Annotated in this window: 21 protein-coding genes; 9 read left to right on the forward strand and 12 right to left on the reverse strand. The window is 56.1% G+C overall.

Annotated features, from left to right (window positions below; translation table 11 throughout):
- Window positions 1-36: 36 nt before the first annotated feature.
- Window positions 37-225 (reverse strand): hypothetical protein, encoded by a 189-nt coding sequence (locus tag IEW12_RS00545; RefSeq protein WP_188564060.1) that lies wholly within the window; start codon window positions 223-225, stop codon window positions 37-39.
- 175 nt (window positions 226-400) lie between these two features.
- On the opposite strand from IEW12_RS00545, the gene IEW12_RS00550 reads away from it, so the two are divergent.
- The gene (locus IEW12_RS00550; protein WP_188564061.1) at window positions 401-853 is read left to right on the forward strand and encodes a MarR family winged helix-turn-helix transcriptional regulator; all 453 of its coding nucleotides are present in this window, start codon (window positions 401-403) and stop codon (window positions 851-853) included.
- Window positions 854-938: 85 nt separating this feature from the next.
- Window positions 939-1,598 (forward strand): GGDEF domain-containing protein, encoded by a 660-nt coding sequence (locus IEW12_RS00555; RefSeq protein WP_229750838.1) that lies wholly within the window; start codon window positions 939-941, stop codon window positions 1,596-1,598.
- A gap of 30 nt (window positions 1,599-1,628) precedes the next feature.
- Here the strand turns inward: IEW12_RS00555 and IEW12_RS00560 are convergent, their stop codons facing one another.
- The 5 genes from IEW12_RS00560 to IEW12_RS00580 form a co-directional block, all read right to left on the reverse strand.
- On the reverse strand, window positions 1,629-2,834 hold the full coding sequence (locus tag IEW12_RS00560) for a class I SAM-dependent methyltransferase (RefSeq protein WP_188564062.1): 1,206 nt from the start codon (window positions 2,832-2,834) through the stop codon (window positions 1,629-1,631).
- A 373-nt stretch (window positions 2,835-3,207) separates the two neighbouring features.
- Window positions 3,208-4,734: an efflux transporter outer membrane subunit gene (locus IEW12_RS00565; RefSeq protein ID WP_188564063.1), complete on the reverse strand. Its 1,527-nt coding sequence runs from the start codon at window positions 4,732-4,734 to the stop codon at window positions 3,208-3,210.
- 25 nt (window positions 4,735-4,759) lie between these two features.
- Window positions 4,760-8,005, reverse strand: a complete 3,246-nt coding sequence (locus tag IEW12_RS00570; RefSeq protein ID WP_188564064.1) for an efflux RND transporter permease subunit — start codon at window positions 8,003-8,005, stop codon at window positions 4,760-4,762.
- A gap of 34 nt (window positions 8,006-8,039) precedes the next feature.
- Entirely contained in the window at window positions 8,040-9,263 is a 1,224-nt protein-coding gene (locus tag IEW12_RS00575; protein WP_188564065.1) for an efflux RND transporter periplasmic adaptor subunit, read from the reverse strand.
- A 198-nt stretch (window positions 9,264-9,461) separates the two neighbouring features.
- Window positions 9,462-10,322, reverse strand: a complete 861-nt coding sequence (locus IEW12_RS00580; protein WP_188564066.1) for an alpha/beta hydrolase — start codon at window positions 10,320-10,322, stop codon at window positions 9,462-9,464.
- A gap of 222 nt (window positions 10,323-10,544) precedes the next feature.
- Here IEW12_RS00580 and IEW12_RS00585 point away from each other — a divergent pair, with 222 nt between their 5' ends.
- The 4 genes from IEW12_RS00585 to IEW12_RS00600 all read left to right on the forward strand — a co-directional run bounded on the left by IEW12_RS00585 (window position 10,545) and on the right by IEW12_RS00600 (window position 17,080).
- Window positions 10,545-11,576, forward strand: a complete 1,032-nt coding sequence (locus tag IEW12_RS00585; RefSeq protein ID WP_188564067.1) for a LysR family transcriptional regulator — start codon at window positions 10,545-10,547, stop codon at window positions 11,574-11,576.
- 164 nt (window positions 11,577-11,740) lie between these two features.
- Window positions 11,741-15,814: a Pls/PosA family non-ribosomal peptide synthetase gene (locus tag IEW12_RS00590; RefSeq protein WP_188564068.1), complete on the forward strand. Its 4,074-nt coding sequence runs from the start codon at window positions 11,741-11,743 to the stop codon at window positions 15,812-15,814.
- A gap of 14 nt (window positions 15,815-15,828) precedes the next feature.
- Complete coding sequence (locus IEW12_RS00595) at window positions 15,829-16,443, forward strand: 4'-phosphopantetheinyl transferase family protein (RefSeq protein ID WP_188564069.1); 615 nt, start codon at window positions 15,829-15,831, stop codon at window positions 16,441-16,443.
- A 112-nt stretch (window positions 16,444-16,555) separates the two neighbouring features.
- Window positions 16,556-17,080 (forward strand): hypothetical protein, encoded by a 525-nt coding sequence (locus IEW12_RS00600; protein ID WP_188564070.1) that lies wholly within the window; start codon window positions 16,556-16,558, stop codon window positions 17,078-17,080.
- 61 nt (window positions 17,081-17,141) lie between these two features.
- Here the strand turns inward: IEW12_RS00600 and IEW12_RS00605 are convergent, their stop codons facing one another.
- The 6 genes from IEW12_RS00605 to IEW12_RS00630 form a co-directional block, all read right to left on the reverse strand.
- Entirely contained in the window at window positions 17,142-17,681 is a 540-nt protein-coding gene (locus IEW12_RS00605; protein WP_188564071.1) for a GNAT family N-acetyltransferase, read from the reverse strand.
- Window positions 17,682-17,837: 156 nt separating this feature from the next.
- Complete coding sequence (locus IEW12_RS00610; protein ID WP_188564072.1) at window positions 17,838-18,062, reverse strand: hypothetical protein; 225 nt, start codon at window positions 18,060-18,062, stop codon at window positions 17,838-17,840.
- Window positions 18,063-18,246: 184 nt separating this feature from the next.
- Window positions 18,247-18,399 carry a hypothetical protein gene (locus tag IEW12_RS00615; RefSeq protein ID WP_188564073.1) on the reverse strand — a complete coding sequence of 51 codons (153 nt, stop codon included), beginning with the start codon at window positions 18,397-18,399 and terminating at the stop codon, window positions 18,247-18,249.
- Window positions 18,400-18,443: 44 nt separating this feature from the next.
- Window positions 18,444-19,724 (reverse strand): HAMP domain-containing sensor histidine kinase, encoded by a 1,281-nt coding sequence (locus IEW12_RS00620; RefSeq protein WP_229750839.1) that lies wholly within the window; start codon window positions 19,722-19,724, stop codon window positions 18,444-18,446.
- 1 nt (window position 19,725) lies between these two features.
- Window positions 19,726-20,454, reverse strand: coding sequence for a response regulator (locus tag IEW12_RS00625; protein WP_188564074.1), 729 nt, complete (start codon window positions 20,452-20,454; stop codon window positions 19,726-19,728).
- A 90-nt stretch (window positions 20,455-20,544) separates the two neighbouring features.
- Window positions 20,545-21,072: a Spy/CpxP family protein refolding chaperone gene (locus IEW12_RS00630; protein ID WP_188564075.1), complete on the reverse strand. Its 528-nt coding sequence runs from the start codon at window positions 21,070-21,072 to the stop codon at window positions 20,545-20,547.
- Between the two features lie 228 nt (window positions 21,073-21,300).
- Between IEW12_RS00630 and imuA the strand changes: the two genes are divergently transcribed.
- Genes imuA through IEW12_RS00645 form a run of 3 tightly spaced genes read left to right on the forward strand, consistent with a single transcriptional unit; the run spans window position 21,301 to window position 26,643 of the window.
- Window positions 21,301-22,008, forward strand: coding sequence for a translesion DNA synthesis-associated protein ImuA (gene imuA, locus IEW12_RS00635; protein WP_188564076.1), 708 nt, complete (start codon window positions 21,301-21,303; stop codon window positions 22,006-22,008).
- Window positions 21,938-23,419 carry a Y-family DNA polymerase gene (locus IEW12_RS00640; protein WP_188564077.1) on the forward strand — a complete coding sequence of 494 codons (1,482 nt, stop codon included), beginning with the start codon at window positions 21,938-21,940 and terminating at the stop codon, window positions 23,417-23,419. The genes imuA and IEW12_RS00640 overlap by 71 nt, the downstream gene beginning before the upstream one ends.
- Window positions 23,416-26,643: an error-prone DNA polymerase gene (locus IEW12_RS00645; protein WP_188564078.1), complete on the forward strand. Its 3,228-nt coding sequence runs from the start codon at window positions 23,416-23,418 to the stop codon at window positions 26,641-26,643. Before IEW12_RS00640 ends, IEW12_RS00645 begins: the two co-directional genes overlap by 4 nt.
- The last annotated feature ends 23 nt before the right edge of the window (window positions 26,644-26,666 follow it).

Raw genomic sequence — 26,666 nt, forward strand, 5'->3', positions numbered from 1 at the left:
GGCGGTTTGCTGACAAAATGGCCGGACCAGGTCCGGTCATCGTTTTCCCAGGCATTTCAATGCGATTGCATCGCTCGGCTCTATGAGCCTCAACAAACGCTCTATCTCCAGCCTGTCCCCTGCCGTGGTCGGCTTATTCCAAAGCTCATCCAACTGCTGTGCGAGCGCTTGATATTCGTCCCAGGTCAGCATATCGGCCTCGATTTCCTTTTGCGTATTGATCATCTTCTGCACCTTACAAAAAAAACGGCACCATCAAGAAAATTGGTAGCAAAGCCCTTAATTTGGTCATAATAGATCCATAGTGGAAATATGGGATCTTTTGCCGTATCTATGCTAAGCTTTTTGTTGATACTATCAACTAGTTTATGAATTAATGTTGACTATGTCAACGAAAAATATGAAAAACTTAAACGACGCCGTGCTGGAGCAGTTTTTTGGTTTGATGCACCATTTCAAATCACAGATGCACCAGGCATTAAGTACTGATAATTTTGAGCTGGGTCCTTTCGGCGCGCAGGCACTGGCTTTTTTTGAAATGCATCCCAAAGGAACCCAACGCGACCTAATTCGCTATTTTGGCCGCGACAAGGCGCAAGTCACCCGCCTGCTGAAACAATTGGAGGAACGAGGCCTGATCAGCCGGGAGCTGGATGCAGAGGATAAACGCTCGCACCAGATACAGCTCACCGCAGCCGGGAAAGCCCTGCAAGCAACGGTGCATAAGCACAAGCAAAAAATAGCGGAAGAAATGATGGTTGATTTCGATGCAAAAGAAAGAGCGTCCCTGATTGAATTGCTGGGCCGGATGCGTTCAAATATTGCGAGCGACGAAGATCAATCCAGTAACTGAGCAATAACTAAGCATTAACCGAGGCCCTGCTGCTTCAGTGGGTCTGTTTTATTTCATTTTGTTTAACATTAACACGGAGACCGATGTGCAAACCAATCCTACACAGGATATTCAGGACCTGACCATGCAATTGACCCATCTGGTAGACAAGGTCAAAAACGGCGCGTCCGGTGATGCCGTTGTGCAGGAGCTGCAAGCTGCGCTGGAAATCCTGCGCGCGGTGGCGACCCATGATGGACTGACTGGCGCCTTGAACCGCCGCGGCCTGGTGCAAAAACTGGAGGCTGAGCTCGATCGCGCCAAGCGCACCGGTCATCCCTTCTCCTTTGCCGTGATTGCGGTGGACCACTTCCATGGACACAACGAGCAATACGGCAGCGCAATCGGCGACCAGATACTCCGGAGCCTGACGCAGGCAGCACTTAAGCTGCTGCGCTCGCTGGACTCCTTCGGCCGCATCAGCGACAGCGAGTTTGCGATTGTATTGCCGACCACCTGGTTGGACCAGAGCGAAAAGGCGATTGCCCGGCTGACCAATGCGGTGTCAGCGGTGGACTGGGTCAGCATTGCGCCTGATCTGATTGTCAGCTTTTCTACAGGCTTGACGACCAATGCCCAGGGCGATACTGCGGAAGAAATGATCCGCCGCGCGCTGGAGGCGCTGGAAGCGGCGAAGGCAAAAGGACCCGGCTCCAGCTCGCAACTGGAGCAGGCCATGCCGGATTTCGATCCGAATATGCTGTAAAAACAAAGGCTGCAAATGCAGCCTTTGTTTTTAAGCCTTGTAGATATATTTTCGCGACCACGGCAAATCTGCCTGGTTGCGGCCTGCCTTGGTACAGATCACCTGGTAAAGGGAAATCCAGTCAGACTCGAAGGCATAGGCGCAGCCGGCCAGATAAACCCGCCAGATGCGATAGCGCCTGTCCCCCGCAATATCTTGTATTTGCAGCGCGTGCTGCTCAAAATTCTCTGCCCAGATACCGCAGGTCTTTGCGTAATGCCGCCGCAGGTTTTCCACGTCCAGCGCCTCCAGGCCGCCTTCCTGCATGGTTTTCAGCACCAGGCCTATATGCGGCAATTCACCGTGCGGAAACACATAGCGCTCAATGAACTCCCCTCCCCCGTACGGCGTCTCCCCGCTATCCGCATCAGTGGACGTGATGCCGTGATTCATGGCAATGCCGTCATCCGCCAGCAGACTGCGAATCTTGCTGAAATAGCTGGATAGGTTCAGCAGGCCCACATGTTCAAACATGCCCACGCTGGTGATTCTGTCAAAGCTGCCGGTGACATCGCGGTAATCCTGCAGGCGAATTTCTATCTTATCGCTGAGGCCCGCCTCTGCAACCCTTTGCCTTGCCAGCTCGGCCTGGTTTTCCGACAGGGTGACGCCTATACACTGAGCGCCGTATTTCTGGGCAGCCCGGATGACCAGGCCGCCCCAGCCACAACCTATGTCCAGCAATTTATCGCCGGGCCGCACCCGTATCTTGGTCAGGATATGGTCAATTTTCTTCAGTTGTGCCGTGGCCAGGTCCTCATCGCCATTCTCGAAATAGGCGCAGGAATACAGCATGTTTTCATCCAGCCACAACTTGTAGAAGTCATTGGATACATCGTAGTGATAGCGTATGGCTTCTGCATCCTTGGCCTTGCTACGTCCGAAGGAACGTTTGATCCTGGCAAATTTGCCTTCCTGCTTCAGCGTATTCGAGGCCAGCTCGCCGCCTATGGAAATAATTTCACTGGGTTTGCCGACGATATCGATTTTACCGTCGACATACGCAGAGCCAAGATTGGACAGGGATGGTGTCAGCAGATAACTAAGGGCGGACGCTTGCGGGACCTTGATGATGACCTTGGGCGGGGCCTGGCTCAGATCGAAATGCTTTCCGTTCCATAGCTCAACACGCAAAGGCAGTGCCATCTTGTTGGTGACGTTGCGAACCCATTCTTCAAGTTTATGTTCCAAAAACACTTTTACCCTCCAGAAAAAAGCAAGTCGGGCAATGTCCAGGCTTGCTATTGGCCTAGCCTGATGGATAGCCCTGCCCCGGATTTTCAGATAGGGGCTCCAGCGTCAGGCACTGGAAATGGAAGCAGATTCGGTATGGAATTTCCCAGGGTACGGTGTTGGTGAAACGAAAAATTTCCCGGAAAATCAAAGAAACGACTTCGTTACCTATAACAATACAACGTTTTCAACTTCGCAGCAGAGGCGCGGACGATTTGTGTTTCGGCGCAACACCTAGTCCTGCGGGCACAGCCATAATCATATAAAAAAGCGGCGTATCCGGGAGGGGATACGCCGCAAACCCAGAATATGCTCTGGACAAGGGAAACAATAGTGATTAGTTGACTTGCGCCACGCTTGCCGTACTTACCGGTGTTACCGATGCTGCTGCGCTTGCTGTGGAGCTTGCCTGCTTGGCGCCAGGAGCATTCCAGCCGCCGCCTATCGCGCGGATCAGGCCGACTGCAGACTTGGCGCGTGCACCATCCAGTTGCGCCGCCACGCGTTGCTGTTGCAACACGGTGCGGTCGGCGTCAATCACGTTCAGATAGCTGACCGAACCTTCGCGATACTGGATATGTGACAACTTAGCCGCACGTTCTGCCGCCTGTACCGCGTTGTCTTGTGCCTGAGTCTGGTCGCCCAGGATGCGCAGGTCGGCCAGATTGTCTTCCACTTCCTTGAAGGCATTCAGTACGGTCTGGCGGTAGTTGGCCACATCTTCCTCGTAAACAGCCCTTGCCTTGTCTACGCCGGCCTGGCGGCGGCCGCCGTCAAACAGCGGCATGGACAGCAAAGGGCCAAGCAGGAAGGTACGGCTGCTCCAGTTGAACAACTCTCCCAGTCCAGCGGATTCGTAGCCGAAGGCGCCGGTGATATCCAGGCGCGGGAAGAAGGCTGAACGTGCTACCCCTATTCTTGCGTTAGCCGCCGCCATGCCACGCTCTGCCGCGGCAATGTCGGGACGGCGCTCCAGCAGCGACGAAGGTAATCCAGCCGGAATGGCCACTGTGGTGCGGGACAAGGGACGCGGCTGAAAACTGAACTCAGCCGGCGTCTTGCCGAGCAAAACTGCCAGTGAATGTTCCGCCACGGCCCTGGTACGGGCCACGCCCAGCGATTCCGATTGGGCCGACGCCAGCTCTGCCTTGGCGCGCGCCAGATCCAGTTCGCTGATATCGCCTTCATCAAAACGCCTCTGCACCAGTTTCAGAGTTTGCGAGCGCAATTCCACTGTGCCGGAATACAAAGCCTGCTCAGAATCCAGTTCCCGCAGCAGGAAGTAAGCCTGGGCGACATCTGCCTGCAATGCCAATTGCACAGACTGGAACAGTGCTTCGTTCTGCTGAGTGTCCGCATTGGCAGCATCTACTGTCGATGAAACACGGCCAAACAGATCCAGTTCATAAGATGCACCCAATTGCGCACTGAAGGTGTTGCCTGTCGACACAGGGCTATTGTCCGGCAAGCCCTGTGAAACCGGCGATGGCCTCCCTCTGCTGGCGCCCAATCCCGCATTCACCTGCGGGAACAGGCCGGAACGCGCATCCTGCCGCAAGGCCCGCGACTGTTTCAATCGGGCCGCTGCTGCCTTCAGGTTCTGGTTGGCTGCCAGGGCTTGCGTTTCCAGATCATTCAGGCTGGCGTCGGCAAATATCTTCCACCATTCGCCGCGGGCGAATTCTTCTGAAGGCTGCGCTTCTTTCCAATTCGCATTTGCCTGAGAGGCCGGGGCCTCCTTATAGGCTGCCGGCGTGGAAATCTCAGGCCGTTCATAGGTCGGCGCCACCGAACAGCCCGCCAGCACCAGTAACACCATCAATAGCGATGAAGCCGATTTCAGGGGTTTGATTGTATTAATCATCTTTTTGCTCCAAACTTTCTCAAGATTACAGCGGTGCTGCAGGGGTTGTTGCTGCTGGCGCATGTGTTCCGTGTGCTCCATGTGATGCATGGGTTCCATGAGCTACGGCCGGTGCCTCATGCACGACTGCCGAGTGCAGCTTGCGGCTGCCCTTGAAGGAACGCAGCAATACATAGAACACTGGTGTCAGGAACAGGCCGAACAAGGTGACGCCCAGCATGCCGAAGAACACCGCGATACCCATTGCATGGCGCATCTCAGAGCCAGGACCGCTGGAAGTAACCAGAGGTACCACGCCCATGATGAAAGCAATGGAAGTCATCAGGATAGGACGCAGACGCAGGCGGCTTGCATCAATCGCAGCTTGCAACGGAGTACTACCTTGCAATTCCAGTTCCCGCGCAAACTCCACGATCAGGATCGCATTCTTTGACGCCAGCCCCACCAGGACCATCAGGCCGATTTGCGTGAAGATATTGTTGTCGCCACCGGTCAGCCATACACCGGTCAGTGCGGCCAGCAAACTCATAGGCACGATCAAAATCACAGCCAATGGCAAGGTCAGGCTTTCATACTGCGCAGCCAGCACCAGGAACACCAGCAAGACACTGATAGGGAAAACCCACATGCCGGCATTGCCTGCCAGGATTTGCTGATAAGTCAGGTCCGTCCATTCAAACTTGATACCGGCAGGCAGGGTTTTGGCAGCGATACGCTCTGCTGCAGCCTGCGCCTGGTTGGAAGAGTAGCCAGGAGCCGGGCCGCCGTTGATGTCGGCAGCGGTATAGCCGTTATAGCGAACCACCATTTCAGGACCGAAGCTTGGCGTAACTTTGACCAGCGATGACAGCGGCACCATCTCACCCGAAGTATTGCGGGTTTTCAGTTGCAGGATATCTTCCGGTTTTGCGCGGTAAGGAGCGTCAGCCTGCGCACGCACCTGATACACACGGCCGAAGCGGTTGAAGTCATTGACATACAGTGAACCCAAATAGATCTGCATGGTATCGAACACGTCGGTCACGGGAACGCCTAGTTGTTTGGCTTTTACACGATCCAGATCCACATCCAGTTGCGGAACATTGATCTGGTAACTGGAAAACATGGGGCCCAGTTCCGGTGCTGTCTTGGCTGCTGCGATAAAGGATTGCGCAGCCGCATCCAGCTCGGCATAGCCCAGAGCCCCTTTATCTTCGATCTGCATCTTGAAGCCCCCTACCGTTCCCAGCCCCATCACAGGTGGAGGTGGGAAGACGGCGATGAAAGCGTCCTTGATGCCGGAATACTTCTGGTTCAGCTTGTCTGAAATGGCGCCCGCAGAGAGTTCCTTGCTGCGGCGTTCTTCGAAAGGCTTCAGCGTCACAAAGACGATACCGGCGCTGGAGCTATTCGTGAAACCATTGATGGACAGACCCGGGAAGGCAACAGCGCTTTCCACGCCGGGTTCTTTCAAGGCGATTTCAGACATGTCACGGATGACTTTTTCAGTGCGGTCCAGCGTAGCGCCGTTAGGCAATTGCGTGAAGCTGATCAGGTATTGCTTGTCCTGTCCCGGTACGAAGCCGCCTGGAACGATATAGGACACGCCTACGGTCAGGGCCAGCAGTACCGCATAGATCCCCATCATCGAAGCTTTGTGCGAGATAACCGCTGTCACGCCCTTGGAGTAATTTTCCGAGCCGCGATCGAATACACGGTTAAACAGCGCAAAGAATTTACCGAACAAGCGGTTCATCACGCGGGTCAGCCAATCTGGTTTTGCGTCATGGCCTTTCAACAGGATGGCAGCCAGTGCCGGCGACAGAGTCAGCGAGTTGAACGCGGAAATCACGGTCGAGATGGCAATAGTCATCGCAAACTGCTTGTAGAACTGGCCGGTCAGGCCCGTCATGAAAGCCAGAGGTACGAAAACGGCAACCAGAGTCAAGGCGATAGCAACGATAGGACCGCTGACTTCACGCATGGCACGATAAGTCGCTTCTTTCGGCGTCAATCCCGCCGCGATATTCCTTTCCACGTTCTCCACCACCACAATGGCATCGTCGACCACAATACCTATGGCGAGCACCATCCCGAACAGGGACAAGGCATTAATGGAGTAGCCGAAACCGAGCATCAGCGAAAAAGTACCAACGATGGACACTGGTACCGCCAGCAGAGGAATCAGCGAAGCGCGCCAGGTTTGCAGGAAAATAATCACCACGACCACAACCAGTGCAATCGCTTCCAGCAGAGTTTCTACAACTGCATGGATACTGGAACGGACGAATTGTGTCGGGTCATACACGATACGGTACTGCACGGAGCTTGGGAAGTCGGCAGACAGTTCCTTCATCGCTGCACGTACCTGGTCCGATACTTCCAGCGCATTGGCGCCGGGAGCCTGGAAAATAGGTATCGCAACCGCAGGCTTATTGTCCAGCAGCGAACGCAAGCCATACTCGGATGCTGCCAGCTCGATGCGCGCCACGTCGGCCAGACGGGTTACTGCACCGTCGGCGGATGTTTTCAGGATAATGTCGGCAAATTCCGCTTCCGTCTTCAGACGGCCTTGCGCATTCACGTTGAACTGCAAAGGCGTGTCCGGCAAACTTGGGGACGCACCGATGACACCTGCTGCAACCTGTACGTTCTGTTCACGGATGGCGTTGACGACATCGGATGCCGTCAGGCCGCGTTGCGACACTTTTTGCGGGTCCAGCCAGACGCGCATTGCATAGTTACCCGAGCCGAACAGGCCCACTTCGCCTACGCCCTTGATACGGGCCAGGCGATCCTTGACGTTCAATACCGCGTAGTTACGCAGATAGGTCATGTCATAGCGGTTGTCCGGCGAGATCAGATGCACCACCATGGTCAGGGCTGGAGAGCTCTTGATGGTGGTGACGCCCAGGCGCTGCACATCGGGCGGCAGGCGCGGCAAGGCTTGCGACACGCGGTTCTGCACCAGTTGCTGTGCTTTGTCCGGGTCAACGCCGAGCTTGAAGTTGACGGTCACTGTCAGGTTGCCGTCACTATTGGCCTGGGATTGCATATACAGCATGTTTTCCACGCCGTTGATGGATTCTTCCAACGGCGAGGCAACTGTTTCTGCAATTACTTTTGGGTTGGCGCCCGGGTACTGCGCGCGTACTACGACGGAAGGCGGCACTACCTCGGGGTATTCCGAGATAGGCAACTGGAATACGGATAGCGCACCGGCCAGCAGGATAAGTACCGATAACACCCCTGCAAAAATGGGGCGATCGATAAAGAATTTTGAAATATTCATATTGGATCTCGTCTATATGCGTTGTCTGCTGGTCTTAAGACTTGTTGGCAGCAACGGTTTTGCTGGTGCTTGGAGCTGCACTAGGTGCTACTGCCACTTTGCTCATCGGAACCATGTTCGGCGTAATCGTGTCGCCCGGACGGGTGCGTTGCAGGCCATTGACCACGATGCGTTCACCGGCTTTCAGTCCACCCTCTACGATCAGCAAGTCTTCCTGTTTCGCGCCCAGGCGTACTTCGCGGTAGGCTGTATGGTTTTCCTTGTCCACGGTCAGCACGAAGCGTTTGCTTTGATCTGTGCCTATCGCTTTTTCATCGATCAGCAGGGCTTGATGCGGAGCGCCGCCACCCAGGCGGATGCGTGCATACAAGCCTGGCAAAAGCAAACCATCCTGGTTATCGAAGACGGCGCGCACGCGTACCGTTCCCGAAGAGGTGTCCACACGGTTGTCGATGGAAGTGACTTTGCCCTGGCGGGAGTAGCCGTCTTCATTGGCCAGCCCCAGAAATACCGGAACCTGGGTGTTTTTGGCCTGGGCCGGATTCACATATTTCAGGAAGCTTTGCTCATCCACGTCAAATGACGCATAAACTTTGGAGACGGATACCAGGGTGCTCAATGGAGGTGAGCTTGCTCCTACCGCGATCACATTGCCCACGGTGACTTCCGCGCGCGAGATGCGGCCGGAAACCGGTGCATTGATCTGTGTATATTCAAGGTTCAGCTTGGCGGCCTTCAGTGCGGCTTGTGCTGCCAGCACATTGGCTGCAGCTTCACGCGATGCGTTTTGCTTCTCTTCGTAGTCGCGGCGGGCAATTGCATTGTCGGTCAACAGGCGTTCGCCACGGGCGACATCAGACGCCGTATAGGCTGCACGGGCTTCTGCTGCAGCCAGTTGCGCCTGTACGCGGGCGACTTCGGCTGCATAGGGGCGTGGATCTATAGTAAACAGCGGATCCCCTTTATTGACCAGGGCGCCATCCTTGAAATGCACTGCAGTCAGCGTGCCGCCCACCAGCGGGCGAATCTCTACGCGGTCCACTGCTTCCAGTTTGCCGGAATAGCTTTGCCAGTCGACGATGTTGCGGCTGACGACCTCTGCCACGTCCACCGTGGTTGCCGGTGGAGCGCCTTTGGCTTCAGGTGTGCCTGCGTGGACGCGAATGGCCCCTACCGTGCCTGCTGCTGCGATCAGGACGACAACGGCGGCGCTGATGGCGATGGATAGACGGCTGCGTGATGATGGAGAATTAGACATGATGGTCCTCATTGATGGATTCAAGATAAAGAGACTGAAAATTATTGTTGTTCGTTATTGCCTGAAAGCGGATAGCGGGAAGATAGTGGATCGCATCGGATGCCGAACTTCGCTTCTTGCTCTCACATTCTTTTGCGCGACAGATCTATTCATGGAAACTCCTTTTCTGGTTTTCTGGACTATTTTTGATGCTTGATCCTATACAGCCGCCAACTCTGCGGGCGGCTGCAAGTGCCGCCGCAGGAACTCGGCTATGTCTTTCAAGGTAGGGATGTGTTCACGCAAGGAGGCGTGCTTGACGCCGCAGAAGCGCGCAACCTGGGTCGGTACACCGACATTGATCAGCGCTGCGGCATATTTTTCTGCTTCTATATGCAGCACATCATGTTCGGCAGTGGCGATAAAGGCCGGCGGCAAGCCACCCAGGCGGCGTGATTCCAGTGGTGCTGCGTAAGGGTGCAGACGCTGCAGCGACATTGGCAGGTACTGGCGGTAGCAATTCGCGCACTCCTGGGCGGTGAGGTCGGAATCCAGGCGTTTTGCATCACCCAGCCGTGTCATGCTGGGGTCCAGCATAGGACCGATCAGGGCCTGGGCCAGGATGGGAGGCGCATTGCGATCGCGTGCGATCAGAGTCAGGCAGGTGGCCAGGTTGCCGCCCGCATCATCACCGGCAACGGCCAGGCGATGAGGGTTAGCCTGGATTTTGCCGGCATTCTTGCCCACCCAGGCCAAGGCAGCGTATGCATCTTCCGGGGCCGCCGGAAAGGGTTTGGCCGGCGCCAGCGAATAACCCACCGATAAAACCAGTACGTTGCTATTTCTTGAGATGAATTCGGCAGGCACATCGGCGTCATTTAAAGAGCCGCTGATAAATCCGCCGCCGTGAAAATACAGCACGACAGGCAATATTTCAGTGCCGATAGGCCGATACAGGCGCATCGGTATCGAGCCTATGGGGCCGGGAATGACAAAGTTGTCGATCAGCAAAGGTGAAACAGGCGCTTTTCCGGTCTTTTTACTTGCTTTTGAGGCAATGGGTGTTGTTGCGTCTACCATGTCGTCGCGGAAATACCGCTCCATTGATTGAGATTGGAACGAATGGTAGGTCGGACACGTTTCTGGATAAACCTCTATAATCGAACATGACTATTCGGCCAGGACGACTAATCGCCGGTCAAATTCCATTTATACTTCGGTCAGTTAAAAAGGACGCAAACGTCTAAAACAGCCGTAAAGAGTGTTTTTGCAGTTGCCAGGTGTTTTCAGGGAGAGCCAGCAATGGATCGTTTTCAAGCAATGCAGGTATTCACCAGGGTGGTGGATTCCAATAGTTTTACCCGGGCAGCAGATAGCCTGGGCTTGCCGCGCACGACGGTGACCACGACAATACAGAGTCTGGAAAGCCTGTTGCAGGTGCGCTTGCTGAACCGCACTACCCGCCGGCTTAGCCTGACGCCGGATGGCGCGGCTTATTATGAGCGTTGCGTACGCATCCTGGCCGATGTCGATGAGACGGAAACTTCTTTCCAGAATGTTGCCCGCGGTCCCAAGGGGCGCTTGCGCATCGACGTTCCTGCGTCGATAGGCCGGCTGATATTGCTGCCGCAGATCTGCGAATTTTATGAGCGATATCCAGACATCGAACTGGTGATGGGCATGGGCGACCGCATGGTGGACATGGTTCAGGAAGCGGTGGATTGTGTGATACGCGTGGGTGAGCTGCAGGATTCCAGCATGGTTGCGCGGCGTATCGGTACTTTCCAGAGCGTTACCTGTGCTGCGCCCCTCTATCTGGATCAGCATGGCGAGCCGCAAACCATCGACGATCTGCAAGATCATAAGGTTGTGCATTACTTTTCCAGCCGCACCGGGCGCAATCTGGACTGGGATTTTGTCGTTGACGGGAAAACTGTCGAAGTCAAGGTCAACGGTAAAATCTCGGTCAATGACTCGGAAGCCTATATCAATTGTGCGGTAAAGGGGTTTGGCTTGATCCAGGCGCCGCGCTTCATGCTGATGCCGCACCTGCAATCCGGCGCCCTGCGTGAAGTATTGCCGCAGTGGACCCCTGCCCCGATGCCTATTTCGGTCGTGTATCTGGCTAACCGGCATCTGTCGCCGAAGGTACGCGCCTTTGTAGATTGGGTGGCAGAGCTATTCCCACGCTGCCCATTGTTCAGCGGCCGTGATGCAGAGTTTTTGAATGGCAGCAGCGAATGCGAGTTTGCCGGCAAGCCGGAACAAAAACCTGCACATAACACGCTGCGTGCTGTGATAGAGCAACAGAATATCGCTGAGAGCGTGTTTTAAGTCCTGCTGGTATTTGATCACAGGTTGGGCTAGCTTTCCGGGCCTGGGCATCTAGTATGCCCAGGCTTTTTTATTGTTGCTGTGCGTACATAAAATAACAAAGAAATCACGCCTGTTACCGGTTGCGGGTGCTACCATTAGTGTTTTTCGCAGCCCCCTGTTTTATGACCTATACGTGGTCCACTGAAGATCAAAATAACGGTGTTGACAGCACCGACAATGACATTGGCAAGCCTGGTAGTCATCCCGCTATTGCTCCCAATATCCTGTACGGGCCAAACCGGCCCGATCTCATCAATAATGAAATCCTCGCCGACTTGCTGGAAGCGACCGCACAGCGGTCTCCGGATGCGATCGCCCTCATTTTTGGCGAAAGCCGTCTCAGCTACCGGCAACTGAATGAGCGAGCCGACCAGGTTGCTTCTTACCTGATACAGGCTGGCCTCCGTCCGGGCCAGATAGTGGGTCTGTGGCTGCCGCGCGGAATAGAGCTGCTGATCATGCAGGCAGGTATTGCCAAAACCGGCGCGGCGTGGCTGCCCTTTGATGCCGATACGCCGGTAGATCGGGTAGCAGTTTGCCTGGAGGACGCGCAGGCATACGGCATAGTCAGCAGTGAATTGTTTGCACCATCGCTAAAAACGCTGGCTACCAGGGTATGGACTGCTGAATCGATACCCTCTCCTGCTGCTTCTGATCGGGCTTTGTTAAGGCGCCAAGGCACCTCGCCGTCTGACCCTGCGTATGTCATCTATACATCAGGCTCGACCGGCAAGCCCAAAGGCATCGCGATCACCCAAGGCAGCATCTGCCACTTTTTACGCAGTGAAAACGCGGTGCTGGGCGTGCGTGCGTCTGACCGTGTTTATCAGGGGTTCTCGGTCGCCTTCGACATGTCATTTGAAGAAATCTGGATCAGCTACCTTGTTGGTGCGACGCTGTGGATTGCTCCCAAGGAGGTTGCCGTTGATCCGGATGCGCTGCCGCGCGCTCTGGCGGAACACAATATCAGCGTATTGCATGCGGTGCCTACCCTGCTGGCCCTGTTTAACCAGGATGTCGCGAGCCTGCGCATCATCAACCTCGGCGGCGAGATGTGCCCGGAGGCGCTGGTTGAGCGCTGGGTAAAAGCAGGACGGCAGATCTTCAATACTTATGGCCCGACGGAGGCGACAGTATCCGCTAGTCTGGCGGAACTGCATGCGGGCGAGCCGGTGACGATAGGCCGGCCTTTGCCCAATTACGGACTGTTTGTCATCGATACCGCGATGGAAAACGGCTTGCGCCTGCTGCCGCGCGGTGAGATTGGCGAGCTGTGCATTACCGGGCCCGGCATCGCAGCCGGCTATCTGGGCCGTCCTGAACTGACTGCTGAAAAGTTTCTGCCTAATCCATGGAGCGAGCAGCAAACCGACCAACGCCTGTACCGTACCGGGGATCTGGCGCGCATTGACGAGAACGGCCAGGTCTTATGCCTGGGCCGCGCAGACGATCAGGTAAAGATACGCGGTTTCCGGGTAGAGTTGGGCGAGATTGAGGCTGTATTGGCCAAGCAGCCGGGAGTTGGCACTGTTGCCGTCATATTGCGGCAGGAACAAGGCATTGACCAGTTGATCGCCTTTATCGTGTCGGACAGCGAGTCTGGTATCGCTGCAAAAAAATTGCGCTCTGCGCTGGCGGAGGTGCTGCCTCCGTATATGGTGCCGGCGCGCTATGAAAGCTTGGCAGAAATGCCGCGGCTGACATCCGGCAAAATAGACCGCAAGCTGTTGAAGGAAAAGGCGCTGGAAGCCTCAGCCGAATCCGCTGAATCGGATGTGCCGCGTACGCCGGCTGAAGAAGTGCTGTTTGCCGCGCTGGGCAAGCTGTTTCCGGGCCAGCCGATACGCCGGGATGCTGATTTTTTTGCCGATCTGGGCGGGCACTCGCTGTTCGCCGCGCGCCTGGTGTCCTCACTGAGGACGGATGCACGTTTTGCCTACTTCAAGATCAGCGATATTTACCAGAACCGCCATATCGGGCGGATTGCTGAAGTATTGATGGAAACCCAAGTGGTTTCTGCCGATGCCGAAGTGGACTGGACTCCTCCGCCCTCCTGGAAGCGTTGGGTATGCGGTGCTGCGCAAGCCGTCGTTATTCCGTGGCTGGTCGCGATGCGCATGGTGCAGTGGCTGGCGCCCTTTTTTGCCTATCACTTTTTTACTGGCGATCCGGATGATTCCATCATCAGGGCCTCGCTATTATCCGTTGGTGTCTTCCTGTTGCTGACGATAGCGGAGTTCGGCATCGCGATTGTCAGCAAGTGGCTGGTCGTGGGTCGTCTCAAGCCGGGGCGCTATCCGTTATGGGGTTTGACCTATTTCCGCTGGTGGTTCGTGGACAGGCTGGTGGAAGCCGCGCCTACCTATATGCTGAGCGGCTCATCACTGTATGCATGGTGGCTGAGGTCGCTGGGCGCTAAAGTCGGGAATGACGTCATTGTCGGCTCCATGACCTTGCGCGCCGCCGATTTGCTGACCATAGGCGATGGCGTCAGCATAGGTAATGCCAGCAACTTTGAGAATGCGCGCGTAGAGCGCGGCGAACTGATATTAGGCCGTATCACGCTGGGTAATGAGGCGTATGTCGGCTCTTACTCGGTGCTGGAAGGTGATGTGGCGATAGGCGATGCCGGCCACCTGGAAGGTCAATCTGCCCTGAGTGAGGGGCAGGCGGTTCCGGCCGGCCGCATCTGGCGTGGCTCGCCTGCGCGCGATGTCGGTCCTTATGATGCCTCAGCTTATCCGCCACGGCCGTCGGTCAGCCACCTGCGTTCTGCCTGCGAGGCGGTATTCTTTGTGTTTGGCGCTTTCCTGATTACCGCGCTGTTTTTCATGCCGGTGTTTCCTAGTTTTATCCTGATCGACTGGTTTGATAATATCGACCGCTTCCCCTGGATGCAAAGCACCAATATCTCTTTCCAATTACTGAAGTATTTCATCCTGGCCTTCCCTGCTACGGCCGTACTGATCGTTTGCACTGCTTTGCTGTCCGCGGGTATACGCTGGAGTATTTTGCCCAAGCTGAAGGCCGGCAGTTACAAGGTACATAGCAATACCTACTGCGGCAAATGGCTGGTCAACCAGATCCAGGAGTCCAGCCTGAACGTGCTGCACGGTGTGTATGCAACCGTCTATGCACCATTCTGGTATCGGCTGCTGGGTGCGAAGGTGGGCAAAGGGGCTGAGATTTCGACGGCATTGGGCGTAGTGCCGGACATGCTGACCCTGGGTGAGGATACCTTTATCGCCGATGCCGTCCTGCTGGGAGATGAACAGATAGATGGCGGCTGGATGACGATGCAGCCTACCGTGATTTCGCGCCGCAGCTTTATCGGTAATGGCGCGTATATCCCGGACGGCACAATTGTTCCTGAAAACGTCTTGATAGGCGTGCATTCCAGCGCGCCGGACAATGCGCAGATGAAGAATGGCGACACCTGGCTGGGTTCTCCACCTATTCACTTGCCTGCCCGCGAAGAGGTAGCCGGTTTTCCTGAGCACCTGACTTTCGATCCCTCGCCTTTCCGCCGCCTGGGACGTGGCCTGATCGAGGCTTACCGCATTGTGGCGCCGCATGCGATGGTGATTGCAGTCGGCTACACCATCGTATTGAACCTGATGCCGCTGGCGGGCGAAGATCGCTGGGGAGAAGTCGTGTATTACCTGGTTGTCGCTGGTTTGCTGTATGGCATAGGCAGCTTCGGTTTTGTGATGGCCTTGAAATGGCTGCTGATAGGCCGTTACCGCAAGAGCAGCGTTCCTATGTGGACGCCGTTTGTCTGGCTGTCCGAGGGCATCACCAATTTGTATGAGGGTATAGCGATTCCCAATTTCATGCGTTATCTGCGCGGCACGCCGTGGCTGCCGCTGGCCTTCAATCTGCTGGGTTCTCGGATAGGCCGCGGCGTGTATATGGATACTACCGACATCACCGAGTTCGATTGCGTCAGCATAGGCGACTACAGTGAAATCAACGCCCTGGCCTGCCCTCAGACCCATTTGTTTGAAGATCGGGTCATGAAAATCGATCACGTCAGCATAGGCGAGCGAGTCTATATGGGGGCACGCAGTTCGGTACTGTATAGCGCCGTTGTTGCCGATAGAGCGCGGCTGGGGCCGTTGACGCTGGTGATGAAGGGCGAGTATATCCCTGCAGGCTCCAGCTGGCGCGGCTGTCCGGCAGCAGCAACACGCTAAACGGCGTAGCCTGCATGGACGTCATTCCTGTTTATGCCCAGCCTGCGGCGCGGCATGCGGCTGCCGCTGCGCTGAAGCAGCATGGGCTCGTGGTTGTTTCTGCTGAAACGGCTATCTCGGATGCGCCTGGGACAAGCAAGCATGCGGAGCGGCAGGCCGCCAGGCAAACCATACGGCAAAGCCTGGCTGAAATCCTCGCGCTCTCATGCCAGCTCGATTTGCATCAGGTGCAGTTTTTCTCAAGCCCCGGCCAGGCCTTGCGGGCGGATATTCCCGGCTACAGGTTTGGCCTGTCGCTTAGTCATGAACCCGGTTTGTCATTGGCGGCAATATGCGCTACCGGCGCTGTCGGCGTGGATATTATGCGAGTTGATGAGTCGCTTGATTGGGAGCCGGTGGCGCAGCTTTACCTTGGGGCTGAAGCTGCGGAAAACCTGGGTCGCCAGCCTGCATCCCGTCAGGCGCATGCGTTTGCCCAGGCCTGGACAGCGCATGAAGCCGGCTTGAAATGCCTAGGCCTAGCCATTACCGAATGGAGCGCTGACCTATCCCGCGCACTGGCGCAATGCCAGCCGACATCCCTGCTTTTACCGGATGGTTATGTCGGCGCCGTCAGCACTGCGATATAAGTAGTCAGGTGAAAATTAACCCGGCAAGCCCGGATAAATTTCCCTCGCCTGCAATCCAATGACAAAAGATAGATAATGAAATGAAGTTTGGCATCACTGCCAGGAGGAAACAATGAAACAAATTTTAAAGGCCGCAGGCAGGCCTTTGCTGTCGGTATTGATGTTGGCCAGCCTGTCGGCTTGTGCCGGCTGGGGCGTAGGCAAGGTACAGCCGGGTGAACCTGAGGCACAGGTTCGCGCTGAGCTTGGTGCTCCTACTACTGTATACCAGGATGGCAGTCAGCATTTGCTGGAATATCAGCGCGGACGCATGTCACAGGCCACGCACATGGCCCGCATAGATGCGGACGGCAAGCTGGTTTCTTATGAGCAGGTATTGACGATGCAAAAATTTGCCGAGATCAAGGTCGGCGAATCCAATAAAGAGGCGGTACTCCGCATAGTCGGCCAGCCGCATGAAAAAGACTATTATCCGCGGACAGATTTGCAGGCATGGTCTTATGGATTTAAGGAAGGCGGCGTCTGGGATTCTTTTATGACCGTCTATTTTGACAAGTCGGACATCGTGCGCAAGATGGAAAACGGCCCTGATCCCTTGCGTGATCCCGGCGGTGGGCGCATGCACCATCACCGCTAAGCTTGGCATGCGCTTCGGGAGTCCTGGAAAATGCCTGGATTGCCGGTCATTACAGATGGCCTTATTGCCGTGTCTGCGAATACGTCACCAGATTATTAACATCATCGTGGATATTGGCGTAGTGCCGGGGATCAAGCTTGAACCCGGTATTTTTTAATACCGCGACAGAGCGTTCATTATCCGCTGAAGGGTAAGCCAGGATGATTCTGGCTTTCATCTCATCAAAGCCATACGCGATGACTCTTTTTATCGCTTCGGCCATTAAACCCTTGCCCTGGAATTCAGCCAGCATTTCATAGCCTATTTCTATCGTGGCATGCTCAAGGTCAAAATTCCAGAAGCAGATCGTCCCGATCAAGGTGGGGTCCTGTTGCAGGCTGATGACCCAATAGATGCTTTGATCTTTGCTGGCATTTTCGTTGACCATGCGGATATGTGCCGCCGCCTCTTCTTCGTTTGCCGGCGCGACCCTGCCTATATAAGCATTGCTTACCGGATCGGAACGCAACCTGTATATTTGCTGGACGTCCTTGTCTTCCACTCGCCGTAATACCAGGCGCTCTGTGCTTAGTACTGGAAAGTGTGCAAAAGACAGCTTCATTTTCTCACCGTTGCGCTGAAACAAGATGAATCAGGCTTTATGCCTGCCTCGTTATAGCCAGGTGCAGCCATGCCGAAGGAATGCCTAGCCTACCAGAAATTGTATGCAGAAAGTGCGCAGGCGACGCAGCCGCAGCTGAGCACGAGCATGGATGAATTAACGTGCTTTGGACAGTATCACCAGCCATTTGCGGAACAGCAGCACTTCCAGATGGCCGGCTTGTATGCCGGTGGAGCAGTCAAGCAAGGGATTGACTTGATAATAGCGCTGGCGGAAATCACGGCAAACGAATAGCTCGCGGCGGCCGAAACGCATCAAAAATGATGTCGGTGCGCATTGCAAGCTGAAGCCTGATTCGAAGGAACTGTTGAGTTGTGCCATGGTAAATCTCCCTGTCTGTGGAATTGCCCTGATGAGTAGCGAATAAATACAGAAACATGTGACTGACTCATGGTTTTCCTTCTCCACTGCAGTCCATGAAACGTACTTTAACATAAAACACTGTATAAGCAATCAGTATTTTATATTTGTCGCTTTTAAGTCCACAAAACAAAGCCAAAAATGGCTATTCCTTGTCGTCACTGCCGCCGCCAATCGGATGGATGAGTGCGGCGATGACAGCAAGCGCCGTCAAGACGGCGGTAATACAGTCCAGGGTATCCATCGATGTACGGCCTCCACTGAAAGTTCCCTCATGCAAACCAGTGTATGCCGTCATTCGCCGATTAAAAAATAAAATAATCGGCTATGCATATGAGAAATTCAGTGCGCGACTTCGGCCGGCAGGCTAACCCGGAAGCAACTCCCGCCGCCCGGCCTGTCGAGGCAATCGACCTTGCCCCCATGCCTGGCTGCGATCTGGCGGACCAGGCTCAATCCCAGACCTACGCCGCCTTCGCTCTCCCGTGCTCCGGGCACACGGTAGAAAGGCTCGAAGATACGTTCCCTCTCCGCTTCCGGCACGCCGGGGCCGCGATCGCAGATGTCCAGCTGGATAAAGCCATTGACCGGCTTGTTCAGCGATACGTCAATCTGCGTATTGCCGCCGTAGCGTTTGGCATTTTCCAGCAGGTTACGCAGCATGCGCCGGATCAGTTTGGCATCTGCATTGATCGTAACGAGTTCCGTGTCCAATTGCGCATTTACCCTGGCGCACTCTTCTGCCAGCATTGCGGTCAGATCTACCTGTTCACGCTTGTCTTGCCCGCCTTGTACGGCATCCAGCCGGCTGGTCAGCAGGATTTCGTCTATCAGTTGATCCAGTTCGCTGATATTGCGGCTGAGTTCCTGCTGCATTTCATCTTTAGGCTGACTTTGCATCAATTCGACGGCGAGCTTGATGCGCGCCAACGGAGAGCGCAATTCATGCGAAGCATTGGCCAGCAAGGATTTCTGCGCATGCAACAAGGTCTCTATCCTGGCCGCAGACTGGTTAAAGCTGACCGCCAGACGTGCTACCTCGTCATCGCCTTCGACTGCCACCCGGGTAGATAGCTGGCCACTGCCCCAGGTGTCGACACTGTTTTGCAGGCGTTCCAGCCGGCGTGTCAGGCGCCGGACGATAGGATAGGAGCCGACTGCCATGATCAGTGCGATCAGCGCCAGCAAGCCGATCAAGCCCAGTGGCGGCTTGTGCGGCGGCTTGATGCGTCTGGCCAGCAGCCAGCGTTCATCGGGCAACTTCAATGCAAATACGGTGGGGTGGCTGGGCTGCCAGCCGCTGCTGGATTGTTCCGGTTCGCGAGGAGGCAAAGGCCGCCCTACCGAGGCTATCTTTTGGCCATCGGCCGAATACAAGGCGAGATCGGCCCTTACCTTGGCGCGCCAGCGGTTCAGCGCAGCTTGCTGCATGTCTTGCGGTGCCGTGGCGGGAGGCAGGACATCAGAAGCAATCTCGCCAAAAGTTTCCAGGCCCGAGGCAAATTGCTCCGGGTCAGAACGGATATGGGTCACGATGCCGAATAGCAGCGCGGTGATGGCCAGGCTGGCCAGCATGGCCAGGTAGATGCGTACATACAGTCTTTGCGTCCAGGGTTTTTTCACGCTAGGCATCCTGTACTTTGGCAAACACGTAGCCGGCACCGCGCACCGTGATGATGCGCTTGGGCTGCTTGGGGTCGTCCTCTATCACTGTGCGCAAGCGCCCTATATGCACATCAATGGATCGGTCAAAGGCATCCAGGGCTTCGCCCTTCAGTGCATCCAGCAATTGTTCGCGCGATAATACATGTCCTGCCCGCTCGGCCATCGCTGCCAGCAGGTTGAACTGATAGGCAGTGAGCGGCCTGTCCTGCCCGTCCAGCTTGACGGTGCGCGCATCCAGATTGATCTCCAGGCGTCCAAAGCGCAAGACCCGTGCCGCGCTGCTGGAGGCGATGGCGGTAGCCTGTTGCCGGCGCAACAAGGCGCGCAGGCGCGCCAGTAGCTCCCTCGGTTCGAAAGGCTTGGCCAGATAGTCGTCCGCGCCGAGTTCTAGGCCGACCACCTTGTCCATCGGCTCTCCCCTCGCGGTCAGCATGATGACCGGCGTATTGGCAATAGCACCGCCTTGCGAGCGTATTTGCTTGCAGACATCCAGCCCATCGGCATCCGGCAGCATCAAATCCAGCAGGATGATGGAGAAGGCCCCGGAGACCGGGCTGTCTTTCAATTTATCCAGGCCCTCGCGCGCGCTTGCCGCATGCTGTACATCGAAGCCGTTTTGCCCAAGGTAAGTGACGACCATGCCTGCCAGGCGCTGGTCGTCTTCTATCATTAACAGTCTTTGATTCATTCGTTATGGCGTTGGGCGGTTATATATGGATGTGTTGCGCTAAGATATCCCAGTCTTGCAGGAAATCATAGCGGCCGTAGCCGCTAATTTTCAGCCCATTCTTTTCTTCATATGCTCGGCGAGCTTGAGCCTTTGCTCCGGCGTCAGCACTTCTGCCGCATCTGCCAGTGCTTGTGTGATGCGGCGGGAAACCTGGTCTGCCAGGCGCAACTCATCGGCACGCACCTGTTCCAGCGCGACGCGGTCCACCTTGGGCTGGGTCAGCAACTTCACGGCCTGCTGGCGGTCGGCCTTATGCTGCTGCCTCAATGGATATATATCCTTGAAGGCTGCCTTGGCGATATCCGCCACCTTGGTTTTTTGTTCCGGGGTGCCGTCTTTCAAGATGCGATTGACCATCGCATCGACATGCTTGGACATGTTTTCCGGCGTTACCTCGCCATGCCTGCCCCAGCCATGGTGATGGTGGCCTCCATCCATTCCTTCCTGCGCATAGCTGATGCCCGTGACGGACAATACGCCGACCACACCGGCGATGGCGGCTGCCATGATCCAGCGGCGGCCGGAACGCGCAGGTTTGGATGTAGTTGCTGTGTTTGCCTGATGATGCTCGTTCATACCATATCCTCTCAAACTATTGCATAGCGAGGAATTCGCTTGCATGGTGTCACTATAGGCAGGCAGGTTTTCTGGGGCATGTACGCCAGGTAAAGTTTTGTAAAGCTGCGGCCAAAACTTGATGCCTGCAGTTGCAAGTCAATTTGCAGACTGACAAGTATGGAAATTTGGTGAATATCGGCATATACTGTACATATATACAGTATTCGTATCGCACCCTATTCTCCCATGCATATGCCATCCATCCTCTCTGCCGAGGCTATTCACCCGTCGCTATGGCGGGCTTCGCAGCTGGCCCGCAGCTCTACGGTATGCGTAGGCAGCGGCCATGCTTCACTGGACAGGGAGTTACCGGGTGGTGGCTGGCCTACCGGGGTATTGATTGAATTGCTGATACAGCAAAATGGCGCTGCCGAACTGAGCCTGCTGAGGCTGGCGCTGGCCAGGCTTGCCGGCCGCCGGATTGCGCTGGTGCAGCCGCCGCATCAGCCGCAGAGCCTGGCCTTATCCGGATTTGGCCTGTCCCCCTCGCAATTCTTATGGGTACGTAGCAAAAAGCCCGGCGATGCGCTCTGGGCCAGTGAACAGATATTGCGCACCGGTAGTTGCGGTGCTTTATTGCTATGGCAGGAGCATACCCGTAATGAGGCTTTGCGCCGCCTGCATCTGGCTGCGCAAAGCAATGAAACGCTGTTTTTCATGGTGAGGCCGCTGGCTTGTGCGGATCAGCCGTCGCCGGCGGCCTTGCGGCTGAGCCTGCAACCTGTCCACCAGGGGCTGCAAATCTGCTTTACCAAACGACGCGGAGCATCACGCGATGTACCGCTATTTCTTTCCTTGTCCCCTCTTCTGCAGTTTTCCGATCATGCGCTTATGGATAGCCTTATACCTGCCTTTACTCCAGCTGGAAGTATTTCGCCCGCGCTGGCTGAGTGACGAGGGAGAGGTCGTGCTGGACCAGAATCGCGTATCGGCGATGTCTGCGCTTGCGCGCGCGGCGGGCGTGCAGGCCGACATGCGCCGTGGCGGTGTACAGATGCTGCTGCCGGACGCGATTTTTCATCAGCGGGATACTGCGCGCGAGCAAGAGGCCTTGCACAAGGTGGCGATGGCCCTATTGCAGTATTCGCCACAGGTGGCGGAGGCGGAAGATGCCACTGTGCTGATCGATATCGGCGCCAGCCTGCGCTTGTTTGGCGGTATCCGCTCGCTGTGCCGCCGTATCAGCCAGACCATGCTTGCACTGGGCCTGTCTGCGGAAATGGGTTGCGCAATCACCGCCAGGGGCGCATGGCTGCTGGCGCATAATGCGGCGCTGGGCAAGCGGCGCGGCCGCAAACGCAGCCTGTCGATGAAGACCCTGCTGCCCATGCTGGACCGCTTGCCGCTGGCCCTGCTGCCGGCGGCTTCACCCTGGCTGGGCTGGCTGCATGGCATTGCCTGCCGGCGCCTGGGCCACTTGCGCCAGTTACCTCGCCCGGGCCTGCAACGCCGCTGCGGCAAAGAGTTATTGCAAACGCTGGACTGCGCCTATGGCGACGAGAATGAACTATTCAGCTGGATAGAGGCGCCACCGGGCTTTCGTGCCAGGACGGAATTGCCGGACCGCATGGAGCACGCAGAACACATTCTGCTGTTTGCCCATAGCTTGCTGGTGCAACTGACCGGCTGGTTAACGGCCAAGCAATTGGCGGTAACAAAAATCACCGTGCAACTGGAGCACGAGCGTGGGCGCCAGGCCATTCCACCCACGTCGATGCTGATTGCGCTGGCTGAGGCCACATGGCGCGAGGAGCATCTGCTGCGCCTGTTGAAAGAACGGCTGGCGCATCTGGATTTGGCTGCCCCTGTGATCGCAGTCAGCCTGGAGGCCAGCCAGGTGGAGGCAATGCAGGCACCCAGCGACTCGCTTTTTCCTGAGCCCGGCGGCTCGGTAGAAGATCATCACCGGCTGGTGGAGTTGCTGGTGGCAAGGCTGGGTGCCGACAATGTACTGCATGCAGCGCCACAGGCAGACCATAGGCCTGAAGTCGCCAATGCCTGGGTGCCCGTACTGCAAAAGAGCAAGCCAGCTAGCTTGCCGGCCCAATTGGTACGCCCTGCATGGTTGTTTGCCAAGCCGATAGCCTTGATGCTACGGGATCACCGGCCTTTTTATCATTCACGGCTGAAGCTGGTTTCTCCTGCGGAAAGGATAGAGGCAGGCTGGTGGAATGGCCAATTGGTCACCCGCGACTATCACATTGCAGAAGGCGAAGACCATGTGCACTACTGGATCTATAAGGAGCGCATAGGCAAGCTGGAGGGCGAGCATACGGTCTGGTATGTGCAGGGAGTGTTCGGATGACGACAGCGGCTATTCCCTTGGCAGCGAGTGTTCTGCCCGCTTATGCAGAATTGTTTTGCCTGTCTAACTTCACTTTCCTGCACGGAGCATCGCATGCGGAGGAGCTGGTCGAACGCGCGGTGGAGCTGGGCTATTCGGGTCTGGCCGTGACGGATGAGTGCTCACTGGCAGGCGTAGTGCGCGCCCATGTCGCGGTGAAAAAAGCAGTGGAAAAACAGGCAGAACCTGATGAGGAAAAGCAATTCAAATTATTGATAGGCACTTATTTCAAATTGACCGCTCCAGATGCCGCAGTGGATACTCCTCCCCTGACGCTGATCGCGATTGCGCAGAACCGGGAGGGCTACGGCAATCTGTCGGAGCTGATCACACTGGCGCGCTCCCGCACCATTAAAGGAAATTATCTGCTGACGCCGGATGATCTGGCAGCACCGCCGGCGGGCTATGAGCATTTGCGCGGTTTGCCGGATTGCCTGCTGATCCTGGTGCCGGATTATGCAGTGCCGCTCGATACGCTGGTAGCCCAGGCCGCCTGGACAGCCAGTGTTTTTTCCGAGCGCGCCTGGATGGGCTTGACCCTGCTGTACCAGACCATGGATGGACTGCACCGTGACCGCCTAACGGCGGTTGCCAGCCACTATCGTTTGCCGGTGGTGGCAACCGGCCATGTCTGCATGCACAAGCGTTCGCGCAAGCCGCTGCAGGATACGCTGACCGCCATCCGGCTGGGTAAGCCGATTGCCGAGTGCGGCTATGGCCTGGCGCCCAATGCCGAGCAGCATCTGCGCTCGCGGGTGCGGCTGGCCAATATTTATCCGGCACAGGCATTGGCAGAAACTGTAAAAATCGCAGGGAAATGCGAATTTTCATTGGATGAATTGCGCTACGAGTATCCGGATGAACTGGTGCCACCGGGTTATACGCCTGCCAGATATTTACGGCAGGAAGTGGAGAAAGGCATGCTATGGCGTTTCGGTACCGATCCAGGTGACAAGATCATCAAGCGCATAGAGGAAGAATTGACGCTGATTAATGATCTCGCCTACGAGGCCTTTTTTTTGACGGTTTATGATCTGGTGAAATTTGCCCGCTCCAAAGACATTCTTTGCCAGGGACGCGGTTCAGCAGCCAATTCGGTTGTCTGCTTTTGTTTGGGCGTGACCGAGGTAGATCCAAATAGCAGTACCCTGCTGTTCGCACGCTTCTTGTCCAAGGAGCGTGGCGAGCCGCCGGATATCGACGTCGATTTTGAGCATCAGCGTCGCGATGAAGTGATCGCCTATATTTATCAAAAATACGGCCGCAGCCGCGCAGCGCTGGCAGCGGCTGTGCATACCTATCGGCCGCGCGGTGCGCTACGCGAAGTGGGCAAGGCGCTGGGCGTTGATTTGGCGATCGTCGATGCAGTTGCTAAATCGCAACGCTGGTTTGACAGCAAGAATGATTTGCTGGACCGCTTTGCCGAGAGCGGGCTTGACCCCGCCTCCCCCGTGGCCGAGCTGTGGGCGGGACTGGTCACGCAGCTGGTGCGTTTTCCGCGCCATCTGTCGCAGCATAGTGGAGGTTTTGTGATTTCCCGGCACAAGTTGTCGCGCTTGGTGCCGATAGAAAATGCAGCGATGGAAAATCGCTATGTGATTGAATGGGATAAGGACGATCTGGAGTCTCTGAAGTTGCTGAAGGTGGATGTGCTGGCGCTGGGCATGCTGTCGGCCTTGCGGCGGGCGCTGGATATGATGGCGCAGTTTCCGGGCAAGCCCCAAAGATTGGAGGAAGTCCCGCGTGAAGATCCAGTTACCTACGACATGATCTGTAAGGCGGACACTATAGGCGTGTTCCAGATTGAATCCCGGGCACAGATGAGCATGCTGCCGCGCTTGCGGCCTCGGAAATTCTATGATCTGGTGATACAGGTGGCGATAGTCAGGCCGGGCCCGATACAGGGGGGCATGGTCCATCCTTATCTGCGGCGGCGCCAGGGCAAGGAGAAGATAGAGATACACAAAAATCCTGCAATGGTGGAGGCATTGGACCGTACCCTGGGTATTCCGATTTTCCAGGAGCAGGTCATGCAGATCGCGATGCTGGCCGCTGACTTTACGGCTGGCGAGGCGGATGAACTGCGCCGGTCCATGGCGGCGTGGAAAAAGAAAGGCGGACTGGAACATTATGAAAGCAGGATAGTCCAGACCATGATCAAGAATGGCTATGAAGAGGTGTTTGCGAAAGCCATTTTCGAACAGATGAAAGGTTTCGGTGATTATGGTTTTCCCGAAAGCCATTCCGCCAGCTTTGCCAAGCTGGCGTATATCAGCAGCTGGATCAAATGCCATGAACCGGCGATTTTCCTGTGCTCTTTATTGAACTCGCAGCCCATGGGTTTCTATTCGCCGTCGCAACTGGTGCAGGATGCAAAGAGGCATCAGGTCAAGGTGTTGCCGATTGATATCACAAGCAGTCATTGGGACTCTTCACTGGAAGCGGATGATGCGGTGAATCCTTTCACTGGTACGGCACAGCCGGCAGTGAGGCTGGGCATGTCCTTACTGCGTGGCATGTCGGCCGAGGCTGCCAAGCGCATAGGAGACGCCAGGGCGATACAGGCATTTACCGACCTGACCGACCTGGCGCGCAGGGCGCAACTCGGACGGCAAGAACTGGAGGCGCTGGCTACCGGGAATGCGCTGCAGGCGCTGGCGGGTCACAGGCGGGAAGCGCTGTGGAATGCAGTCGGTGCGGTGCCGGATAAGGATTTGCTGCGGCCAACCACGATATCGGAGCAAATGCCGCGTCTGAATGCGCCGTCTGAGGCACAGGAAATTGTCAGCGATTACCGCAGCATGGGCTTGACACTGAATCGCCATCCGGTTGCCCTGCTGCGCCCTTCCCTGCTGGAAAAACGCTTCTTGCCGGCCGAGATGCTGAACACATTTCAAAATGGCCAATTCGCCCGTGGTTGCGGCATCGTGACGGTGCGCCAGCGCCCGGGTACCGCCAAGGGCGTTATCTTTATCACGATAGAAGATGAGACCGGCCCGGTGAACGTGATCATCTGGGCGGCCTTGCTGGAAAAGCAGCGCCGCGAGGTGCTGAATGCGCCCTTGCTCGGCGTCTATGGCATCTGGCAATGCGAGGCTGAAGTACGGCATCTGGTTGCCAAGCGGTTGGTCGACATGTCGCACTTGCTTGGCAACCTGGCGACAGGCAGCCGGGATTTTTGCTGATACGCTGGCTGGTTTACCTCTGG

The sequence above is a fragment of the Parundibacterium terreum genome (genome assembly GCF_014636315.1).
Taxonomy (GTDB): domain Bacteria; phylum Pseudomonadota; class Gammaproteobacteria; order Burkholderiales; family Burkholderiaceae_D; genus Undibacterium; species Undibacterium terreum.